Origin of the sequence: Sulfitobacter sediminis (genome assembly GCF_040811725.1) — a bacterium.
Lineage (GTDB): Bacteria > Pseudomonadota > Alphaproteobacteria > Rhodobacterales > Rhodobacteraceae > Sulfitobacter > Sulfitobacter sediminis.
In genome coordinates, this window is record NZ_JBFNXX010000010.1 from 158,692 (window position 1) to 168,688 (window position 9,997).

At 64.4% G+C, this 9,997-nt stretch carries 9 protein-coding genes; 6 read left to right on the forward strand and 3 right to left on the reverse strand.

The window, feature by feature from the left end; translation table 11 throughout:
* Positions 1 to 51 precede the first annotated feature (51 nt).
* Positions 52 to 525 carry a hypothetical protein gene (locus AB2B41_RS14375; RefSeq protein WP_367878497.1) on the reverse strand — a complete coding sequence of 158 codons (474 nt, stop codon included), beginning with the start codon at positions 523 to 525 and terminating at the stop codon, positions 52 to 54.
* A gap of 142 nt (positions 526 to 667) precedes the next feature.
* On the opposite strand from AB2B41_RS14375, the gene trkA reads away from it, so the two are divergent.
* From trkA to AB2B41_RS14400, 5 genes are all read left to right on the forward strand, one after another.
* The gene (gene trkA, locus AB2B41_RS14380; protein WP_367878498.1) at positions 668 to 2,044 is read left to right on the forward strand and encodes a Trk system potassium transporter TrkA; all 1,377 of its coding nucleotides are present in this window, start codon (positions 668 to 670) and stop codon (positions 2,042 to 2,044) included.
* Positions 2,045 to 2,059: 15 nt separating this feature from the next.
* Entirely contained in the window at positions 2,060 to 3,598 is a 1,539-nt protein-coding gene (locus AB2B41_RS14385) for a TrkH family potassium uptake protein (protein ID WP_367878499.1), read from the forward strand.
* A gap of 156 nt (positions 3,599 to 3,754) precedes the next feature.
* A complete protein-coding gene (gene hfq / locus AB2B41_RS14390) occupies positions 3,755 to 3,994 on the forward strand; it encodes an RNA chaperone Hfq (protein WP_007119530.1) in 240 nt (79 codons plus the stop codon).
* Complete coding sequence (gene hflX, locus AB2B41_RS14395; protein WP_367878500.1) at positions 3,991 to 5,289, forward strand: GTPase HflX; 1,299 nt, start codon at positions 3,991 to 3,993, stop codon at positions 5,287 to 5,289. The genes hfq and hflX overlap by 4 nt, the downstream gene beginning before the upstream one ends.
* A 97-nt stretch (positions 5,290 to 5,386) precedes the next feature.
* Positions 5,387 to 5,788, forward strand: a complete 402-nt coding sequence (locus AB2B41_RS14400; RefSeq protein WP_367878501.1) for a DUF2177 family protein — start codon at positions 5,387 to 5,389, stop codon at positions 5,786 to 5,788.
* Between the two features lie 2 nt (positions 5,789 to 5,790).
* Here the strand turns inward: AB2B41_RS14400 and AB2B41_RS14405 are convergent, their stop codons facing one another.
* Positions 5,791 to 6,354 carry a pseudouridine synthase gene (locus AB2B41_RS14405; RefSeq protein WP_367878502.1) on the reverse strand — a complete coding sequence of 188 codons (564 nt, stop codon included), beginning with the start codon at positions 6,352 to 6,354 and terminating at the stop codon, positions 5,791 to 5,793.
* A complete protein-coding gene (locus AB2B41_RS14410; RefSeq protein WP_367878503.1) occupies positions 6,351 to 8,819 on the reverse strand; it encodes a penicillin acylase family protein in 2,469 nt (822 codons plus the stop codon). The genes AB2B41_RS14405 and AB2B41_RS14410 overlap by 4 nt, the downstream gene beginning before the upstream one ends.
* A 55-nt stretch (positions 8,820 to 8,874) precedes the next feature.
* Between AB2B41_RS14410 and AB2B41_RS14415 the strand changes: the two genes are divergently transcribed.
* Positions 8,875 to 9,795: an NAD(P)-dependent oxidoreductase gene (locus AB2B41_RS14415; RefSeq protein WP_367878510.1), complete on the forward strand. Its 921-nt coding sequence runs from the start codon at positions 8,875 to 8,877 to the stop codon at positions 9,793 to 9,795.
* Positions 9,796 to 9,997 lie beyond the last annotated feature (202 nt).

Genomic DNA, 9,997 nt, shown 5'->3' on the forward strand with positions numbered 1-9,997 from the left:
TTCTGCGCCGATACGACCGGTCGCGGGTCACCGCTGTTCCATGACCGAAGCTCAGCCGCGCGTCACGATCTGGAAGCTGCCATCCCGGTTGCGGATCACGCAAGATCGTTCGGTAAGCGTTGGCATGCGGGTCGTCGCACGCGGGGGCACGGCGCGGGCCACGGTGTCTGGACAGACCGGGATCGACACCGGGACATAACCCTTGTCGGCCATGCACTGCCGTTCGACCCGCAGGCGGAGGCCAAGGTTCGGATCGTAGGTTTCGTAACCGCCGTGTATGTAATACCCGCGATGCCCCCGGCAGTTGCCATCCGCGTCGCAGACCCGGTTGCCCGGCACGAAGATGGGCGGCCGTGGCCGCGTGAGCGTGGTGACGGGGACGTCGCGCAGCGCCTTGACCTCGCAGGCGGTCGTGTCCCGGTTCAGGCGGTCGACTGCCACGCCGGGCTTGTAATAGGTCTCGACCGGGGCGCAGGCCGCCAGCAGCGCAAGGGCGGCAAAACAGGCACGAAGGCTAGGTTTCATATGACAATCTTGCGCCCTTTCGGACGTCGAGGCAACGTAATTCACCCTTGCCATGGGACGACGCATCCACTCTAAACAGGCTTGACCAGCGGGTGTGCGGCCCTGTGCCTGTGGCCCGCGCGAGGGGCGTGAAGGAACGCGCATGAAGATTATCATTTGCGGTGCGGGGCAGGTGGGCTGGCAGATCGCGCGGCATCTCAGTGGCGAGCGCAACGATGTGACCGTCGTGGACAGCAACCCCGATCTGGTGCGCATGGCGACGGAAAGCCTTGACGTTCAGGGTATTGCTGGCTTTGCGAGCTATCCCGACGTTCTTGAGCGCGCTGGCGCCCGCGATGCCGAGATGATCATTGCCGCGACCCATTCCGACGAGGTCAACATGGTCACCTGCCAGGTGGCCCACTCGGTCTTTGGCATCAACCGCAAGATCGCGCGCCTGCGCTCGCAATCCTATCTGGACGCGATCTATTCCGACCTCTACCGGCGCGACCACATGCCCATCGACGTGGTGATCTCGCCCGAGAAGGAAGTGGCCGCCGCTGCCCTGCAGCGCCTCTCGGCTCCCGCATCCTTTGACACCGAGGTGTTCATGGAGGGAAAGGCGCATCTTCTGGGAATCACCATCGAGGATGAATGTCCAGTGGTGAACACGCCGCTGCGGCAACTGACCGATCTCTTTTCGACCCTGCGCGCCACGGTCGTCGGGGTGCGGCGCGAGGGGACGCTTTTTGCGCCGGAATCCAAGGACCAGCTTTTCGTGGGCGACGATTGCTATGTGTTTTCACACCGCGATGACATCGCGCGAACGATGGAGATTTTCGGCAAAAAGGTCTCGAAACAGGAACGTGTGGTGCTGGTCGGCGGCGGTAACGTGGGTCTTACAGTTGCAAAGCATCTCGAATCCGACATTCGCCGCATCCGCACCAAGGTGATCGAGAAGAACCGCCGTTGCGCAGAACGCGCCGCCGAGGCGCTGGAACGGACGATCGTGCTGAACGGCGATGGCCTTGATGCGGCGTTGCTCGCGGAGGCGGGAATCGCCCGTGCCGACGCCATGCTGGCGGTGACCGACGACGATAAGACCAACATGCTGGCCTGCGTACGCGCCAAGGCGGAAGGCTGCGATTACGTGATCGCGCTGATCAACGATCCGACGCTCGTGCCGCTGATGACGCCGCTAGGCATCGATGCCTACATCAACCCCCGCGCCACCACTGTGTCCTCGATCCTGCGGCACATCCGCCACGGCCGGGTGCGAGCGGTCTATTCCATTGGCGACGCGGAGGCCGAGGTGATCGAGGCCGAAGTGCTCTCCACCTCGCCCATTGCGGGGCGCACGGTGGGCGAGATCGACTTTCCCGAAGGCGCGCTGATCGGCATGGTCCGCAAGGGCGACAAGGTGATCCGGCCACTTGGCAACACGCGCATCGATGAAGGCGACGTCATCGCCGTCTTTGCGCTGGCCGAGGATGTGCCGCAGGTCGAGCAGCTCTTGCAGGTCTCCATCGACTTTTTCTAGGGAGCGGGGCCAGCGATGAGCCGCCAAAGCTATATCCGAGCGGAGCTGGTCCAACTGCCGCTGTTCCTGCTGCTTTTCGGGATCGGTGCGCTGTCGATGCTGGTGCCGGCGGTGCACGGCGTCATCGTGCGCGATCTCGACGCCGCGCGGGCGTTCTTTTACGCGGGGCTTCTGGGCGGCGTGGTCTTCCTGATGCTGGCCGTGGTCCTTTCCGGTGGCCGCACCGAGCAGACCGCGCTTGGCCCGCTCCTGTCGCTCTTTTCCGCTTTCATCCTGCTGCCGGTCTTTTTCGCGATTCCCTTCGTGGAGGCGCTGCCCACAACGCGCTTCCTGAATGCCTACGTCGAGATGGTCAGCGCCCTGACCACCACTGGTGCCACGCTCTTTCACGACCCCGAGAGGCTTAGCGGGACACTGCACCTGTGGCGCGCGCAGGTCGGCTGGATGGGCGGATTGCTGATGTGGGTCGCGGCCTCGGCGATCCTTGCGCCGCTCCATCTCGGCGGCTTTGAGGTCACGGCCCAGGCCGAGCCCGGCAGGCGCGACAGCGCGCTGAGCAGCCGCGCCGCGACCATCGACCCGCGCCAGCGGCTGCTGCGCGCCTTCACCGCGTTCTTCCCGATCTACGCGGGGCTGACGCTGCTGCTGTGGCTGTTGCTGCTGTTCGGTGGGGAGGTGACGCTGGTCGCGCTTTGCCATGCCATGTCGGTCATGGCCACGTCGGGCATCTCTCCCATCGGCGGTGTGCAGGAATCCGGCGTGGGCGTGACGGGCGAGGCGGTGATGGTCCTTTTCATGCTTTTTGCCCTGTCACGGCTGACCTTTTCCAAGGACACCGTGACCGCCACGCAGGGCGGGCTGATGACCGATCCCGAATTCCGGATCGGTATTTTCGTGGTGATCGCTGTGCCGATCCTGATTTTTGCACGGCATTTCCTCGGGGCCTTCGATGTTGCCGCGATGGAGCAGCTGTCGGATGCGGGATACGCGCTTTGGGGGTCGATCTTCACGGTGATGTCCTTTCTGACCACCACCGGGTTTGTCTCCGAACACTGGGCAGCCGCGCAGGACTGGTCGGGGCTCGGCACGCCGGGGCTCATACTGCTTGGGCTATCGCTCATCGGCGGGGGGGTGGCCACGACGGCGGGCGGGGTCAAGCTGTTGCGCGTTTTCGCGCTCTATCAGAACGGCACGCGCGAGATGGAGCGCCTGGTTCATCCCAGTTCGGTCAGCGGGGCAGGCGCGGTTGGGCGGCGATTGCAAAGCAACGGCGCCTTCATCGCCTGGATTTTCTTCATGCTCTTCGCGATCTCGCTTGCCGGAATCACGCTGGCCTTTACGCTGACGGGCAGCACCTTTGAACAGGCCATCGTTCTGTCTGTGGCCAGCCTTTCAACCACCGGACCGCTGACCGAATACGGCGCGGATGCGCCCATTCGCCTGATCGAGCTTACCGCCATGGCCAAGGGTATCCTCTGTGCCGCGATGGTCCTCGGACGCCTTGAAACGCTGGCGATCATCGCCCTCCTGACCCCGGATCTGTGGCGTTCTTAGGAAACCTACAATCGAGAAGTAGAGACGACCCGGTCCGGATTTTCTGCAGGTGCGCAAAATTTGGGGTGGAAACTCGGCTTACTCCACGACATAGTTGCTCGGACGGGGGGGCCCGATACGCGGGCGCCAGCAAGAAAAAATGAAGTGAGAACACCGATGGCGTCTGACAGACAGAACCTTCAGGATGCGTTCCTGAACCACGTACGCAAGACCAAGGTACCGGTCACGATTTTCCTGATCAACGGCGTCAAACTTCAGGGTGTCATCACGTGGTTTGACAACTTCTGCGTGCTTTTGCGCCGCGACGGGCAGTCGCAGCTTGTCTACAAACACGCGATTTCGACTATCATGCCCAGCCAGCCGATCAGCCTGTATGAGGGCGAAGACGCTTCTTGAGCAAAGCGCCATTCCAGATTGACGAGACCGAGGGGCCGCGGGTCACCCGCGCCTGGGTCTTGCATCCCGATATCCGTACCGATCCCGAGCGCCGTGCGCCCGAGCCGGCTTTGGCCGAGGCTGTCGCGCTTGCCCGTGCGCTGCCGGCGCTCGAGGTGGTCGGGTCCGAGGTTGTGCAATTGCGGACGGTCGACGCGGGCAAGCTCTTAGGAAAAGGCAAGATCGCGGACCTTCAGGAGCGGCTGAAGGAGAACGAGATCGAACTGGTGCTGGTCGATGGTCCGGTGACCCCTGTCCAGCAGCGCAACCTCGAGAAGGTCTGGGGGGTGAAGCTTCTCGACCGGACGGGCCTGATCCTCGAGATATTCTCGGACCGCGCGGCCACCCGCGAGGGTGTTCTGCAGGTCGAAATGGCGGCTCTCAACTACCAGCGCACGCGGCTCGTGCGCGCCTGGACCCACCTTGAGCGGCAGCGCGGCGGCCTCGGTTTTGTCGGCGGTCCCGGTGAGACGCAGATCGAGGCGGACCGCCGCGCCATCGACGAACAACTCGTCCGGCTGAAGCGGCAGTTGGAGAAGGTGGTCAAGACCCGCGCGCTGCACCGTGCGGCGCGGGCCAAGGTGCCTTATCCCATCGTTGCACTCGTGGGCTATACGAACGCCGGGAAATCCACGCTTTTCAACCGCCTGACCGGGGCGGAGGTGATGGCGAAGGACATGCTCTTCGCCACGCTCGATCCGACCATGCGTCGCCTTGTGTTGCCCGATGGGCCAGAGGTGATCCTGTCGGATACCGTGGGCTTCATCTCCGATCTGCCCACCGAACTTGTCGCCGCCTTTCGTGCCACGCTGGAAGAAGTGCTGGCCGCCGATATCATCCTGCACGTCCGCGATATCTCCCATGCCGAGACCGAGGAACAGGCCGAGGACGTGCGCGAGATCCTCGTCTCGCTGGGGGTGCTTGAAGACACCAGGACATTCGAGGTCTGGAACAAGGTCGATCTTCTCCCGCCCGACCGTGCGGACGCCGTGCGGGCGCGGGCAGGGCGCGACGACGCGGTGCTGGCGATCTCTGCCATTACGGGCGAGGGGCTGGACGCCTTGCAGCGTGTCATCGCCGAAGCCCTGCAGGGCGCGGTGCGCGAGGCGGATCTGCATCTGGATTTCAAGGAGGGCAAGAAGCGCGCCTGGCTTTTCGATCAGGACGTGGTGGTCGAGGAGAAACAGACCGAGGACGGCTTCGATTTGACCGTGCGCTGGTCCGCGAAACAGGAAGCGCAGTTCCAGCGGCTTTGAGCGCGGGCGAAGTTTTCGAAAACTTCGGGCCGGAAAATTCGAATTTTCCGGATCCCGCCCCATCTCGAAGCGCACCAACCCGATTTCGGAGCCTGCCATGACCGTCCTGATCCTGTACCTCACCAGCCTCGTGGCCTTCCTGGCCATCGACTATGTCGGCCTCAGCTATCTCATCAAACCTGTCTTCGACCGTGACATCGGACACCTGCTGGCCGAGGAGATCCGTATCGGCCCAGCCTTCGCGTTCTATGCCTTCTTCGTAGCCGTGGTGCTCTGGTTCGTCTCCTGGCCAGCGCTGCAACAGGACAAGTCACTGCTCTGGGTCTTTGGCAACGCGGCACTGATCGGCGCAGCGGGCTATGGCACCTATGAGTTCACATCGCTCGCCGTGATGAAGGACTGGACCTGGCAAATGGTGTTGACGGATTTCACCTGGGGGACGTGCCTGACCGGCGTAGTCGCCGTGATCGGGGTCGCTGTTACGCGGGCGGTCGGCTAGCGTCAGCCGCCCGTCTCCGACGCCCATCTCCATGCACCGGGGCGCAGGTCGTTCAGACGCCAGTCCCCCACGCTCTCGCGGATCAGCCGCAGCGTCGGAAGCCCTACATGTGCCGTCATGCGCCGCACCTGCCGGTTGCGCCCCTCGCGGATGGTGATGCGCAGCCAGGCATCCGGCACCGTCTTGCGAAACCGGACGGGGGGATCGCGCTCCCACAGGTTTTCGGGCGGATCGACTTCAGCCACCTCCGCCGGTTTGGTGCGACCATCTTTCAGATCGACGCCCTTGCGCAGCGCCTCGAGCGCGGCTCCGTCTGGCGTGCCTTCGACCTGTACGAGGTAGGTCTTGGGCCGCTTGTATTTCGGATGCGCGATGCGGGCCTGCAGCGCGCCGTTGTCGGTCAGGACCAACAGGCCCTCACTGTCCCTGTCGAGCCGCCCGGCGGGGTAGAACCCCGGCTGGTCGATGAAGGGGGACAGGGTGGGGCGGGTGCTGCCCTCGGTCCCTTTGTCGGTGAACTGCGACAGCACACCGAAGGGCTTGTTGAAAAGGATCACACGGTTCATCGGGGGGCGGGTGTCAGAACAGTCACGCCCACGGCGGCAGCACGGGCAAGGTCTTCGTCCAGCGACATCGGGATATATTCGCCGCGCCGCCAGAGCTGGGCCATGTCGTCGTAGTGGCGCGACAGGAAATGCCCCGACTGGCCCGTCGAGGTGACGAAGACCGAAGAATCCCGATCGGCGAAATCATAGACGCCGCGATAGCCCGCGCCGTGCACGTTGTAGAAGGGATTGGGCATCGTGCCCTTGGTGCGCCCGCGCAGCAGGGTGTTGTCCCCGCCGCTTGTCGACTGGCGAATGTTCACGAAATACCGCAGCACCGGCACTTCGCCCAGAACCTGGTGGTCGTGGGTTGCCTGATGCGCGTCGCCCCAGCGCAGGCTCTCAAGGTTGTCGCCCCAAGTCTCGTTGATCCAGATCAGCGCGTCGTCCAGCGCCAGCCGGGCCATCTCGGGGCAGGTCTCGACCCGGGTGGACTGGATCACGTCGCACCAGACACCCGCACCTTCCACGTCCCGGAACACGCGCTCGATAAAGAGCGGCTGGACATGGGTGAACTCCTCGGCCAGCGGGCCGAGTTCGTCCTGGATGAGCCGCGCCTGCAGGCTGCGCAGCCAGGCGGCGTAGATCAGCGGCTCGGGCAGATGTTCGTTCATCTCGCCCGACCAGCCCGCCAGCAGTATGAGAGCGCGCTGGCGCTGGCGCTCGGGCGTGCCGTCAGGCGCGGCCTCTCCGGTGAACCACAGCTCCGCGCCCATGAGCGGCAGGAGCGAGCGGGCGGTGAAGCTGACAGTGTCAAGCTGTGCCTCGATGAAGCTGTCGCGCGTATGGACCTGCCGGTTCTGCATCAGGCGCTGCCAGCGCTGAACACGCTGCGTGTCACCCCAGAGAAAGGAGACATGGTTCGGGAAGGGGCGGTTGACCGTCTTGTTGTTCGTATTGCCGAGGATACCGCCGGCGGGTGCCACGAACTCGGGATTGGCGGCATAGGGCATCCGGCCCTGCCAGCGGTTCGCGGCGATCCAGCCGGGCGCGGGCAGGCGGCCCTGGCTTTGGTGCTGGGCGTCGCGTCGGGGCATGGCACCGATCATCTTCATCGCGATGTCCTCGCGATCGACCAGAGTGAGGTTCTGGGCGGGCGCGACATAGCCTTCGGCGGCGGCGAGCCCTTCCTCGACCGACTTTGCTTCCATCAGCCGCATGGCGGCGGCGAGCGAAGTGTCGCGTGGGCTGAGGTTGGTCCAGCTGACGGTGGTCACATGGCCGGGGGGCGTGATGCTGGCGAGGTTGTAGTGGGTGCCGGGCAGGACGGGGCCGTTGTCGGTCCAGCGGAGGGTAAGGGTGACGGGGTCGGCATCCTTGACAGTGATGATCGAGGGCCGGGTCTCGAAAGGCTTGAAGCCGTCCGGAGTGCGGTATTCTTCCGGGTTATCGGGGTTGAGCTCCTCGATGAAGATGTCCTGATCGTCGAGGTAGGCCGAGGTGAGGCCCCACCCCAGGTCTGCGCTCCGGCCGGTCAGTACCACCGGCATGCCGGGGATCGTGCCGCCGATCACGCCACCCGACTGCAACTCCAGCCGGGCAAGATACCAGATCGCGGGCGCGGTGAAGCCGAGGTGCGGATCGTTCGCGAGCAGCGTGCCGCCGGAGGCAGAGCGGGAAGGGGCGGCGGCCCAGGCGTTCGATGCACCGGCCAGTTCGCGGGGCTTGAAGGGTGAGAGCGGGTGCGGGTTCAGCGGTATGTTCCCGGCGTGGCGCGGCGCGCCCGGAACCAGCGCCTGATACTCGGGCAAGGCCGCGACACCCTGGCCGGGGCTGTCGGGAAGGATGTCCTTGAGCCGATCCTGATCGGGCAGCGCCAGCGAGGTGCGGGCCCGGATTACCTCGGCTTCCAGATGACCCGAAAGCTGGACGCCCATCAACTTGGTGATTGCAATGGAATCCGCCGGACGCCAGGGCGCCATGGGCGCATTGAACAGCAGCATCTCGGGCGCGCCGCGCCCCAGAGCCTCGGTATTGATCTGCTCAAGTCGGGCGTTCACGCCCGCGGCATAAGCTTCCAGCGCGGCCCTGGTCCGGGGATCGAGCGCCTCGGCCGATTGAACCGACAGCGTGTAGATGTCGAAGCGGCGCAGCACCTTGTCGATCTCCAGCGTGGCGGTTCCGAAAACCTCGCTCAGCCGCCCCTGAGCGGTGCGGCGCAACATGATCATCTGCCACATCCGGTCCTGCGCATGGGCAAAGCCCAGCCCGAAGAAGACGTCGTGATCGGTTGCTCCGAAAATATGCGGCACGTTGGCATTGTCGCGGACAATCTCCACCGGAGACGAGAGGCCCTGCACGGTCACCGCATCGTCGTAGTCCGGCAGCGAGCGGGAGGCGAGCCAGTAGACAGTCACCACGCTCAGCACGCTTAGCAGAATGAGCCCCGCCGTGAGGCGGATGAGCCAACGGAATATCAGCGCCATTCAGATCTCCGGCAAGGGCCGCGCGGCATGGTCCAGATTGACCGCCGCGCGAGGGATGATAGGTAGATCGGGCATAGCGCAACTGAATAGCAAGGAAAAGCAAATGGCAAAGCTCGCGTTTCTGGGACTTGGGGTAATGGGTGGACCGATGGCGGGCCATTTGCAGAAGGCCGGTCACGAGGTCACCGTCTACAACCGCACGGCGGCCAAGGCCGAGGCCTGGGTGAAGGAATACGGCGGTGCTTCCGCCGCGACGCCGCGCGAGGCGGCGCAGGGTGCGGAGTTCGTTATGGCCTGCGTCGGCAACGACGACGACCTGCGCGGGGTGTGCCTGGGCGAGGATGGGGCCTTTGCGGGGATGCAGGCCGGGGCGATCTTTGTCGATCACACGACGGTCTCGGCGGCGGTCACACGTGAGCTTTATGCCGCTGCCGACGCGGCGCAGATCAGCTTTGTCGACGCACCGATCTCGGGTGGCCAGGCGGGTGCCGAGAACGCGCAGCTCTCGATCATGTGCGGCGGGGACGCGGGCGCCTTTGATCGCGCCCTGCCGGTGATGGATGTCTACGCCAAGATCTGCCGCCGCATCGGCGAGAGCGGTGCCGGCCAGATGACCAAGATGTGCAACCAGATCGCCATCGCCGGGCTCGTGCAGGGGCTGTCGGAGGCGCTGCATTTCGCCGAGAAGTCGGGGCTCGACGGGCGCGCGGTTGTCGAGGTCATTTCGCAAGGGGCGGCCGGGTCATGGCAGATGTCGAACCGCTACGAGACCATGCTGGACGACCACTTCGACCACGGTTTCGCGGTGGACTGGATGCGCAAGGATCTCGGTATCTGCCTGCGCACGGCGGATGAGAACGGGGCGAGCCTGCCGGTGACGGCGCTCGTTGACCAGTTCTACAAGGACGTGCAGAAGCTGGGCGGCGGGCGCTGGGATACTTCGAGCCTGATCAAGCGGCTGCGGGCGATGGGGTGATGGATGCCCCTGCGGGGCATTTGGAGGCTCTGCCTCCAAACCTCCGGGACTTTATGCGGCCAAAAAGAGGGGGCAAAGGTGCCTTCATTGCCCACGGCGCGTGAATGAAATCCCGGTGAATGGGCTCTAAAGCTTTTCCAGTTTACGTAGAAGCATATCCGGCCTCGCAAAAGTAGTTCCAGCATTCTTGCGGGGTGTAGAG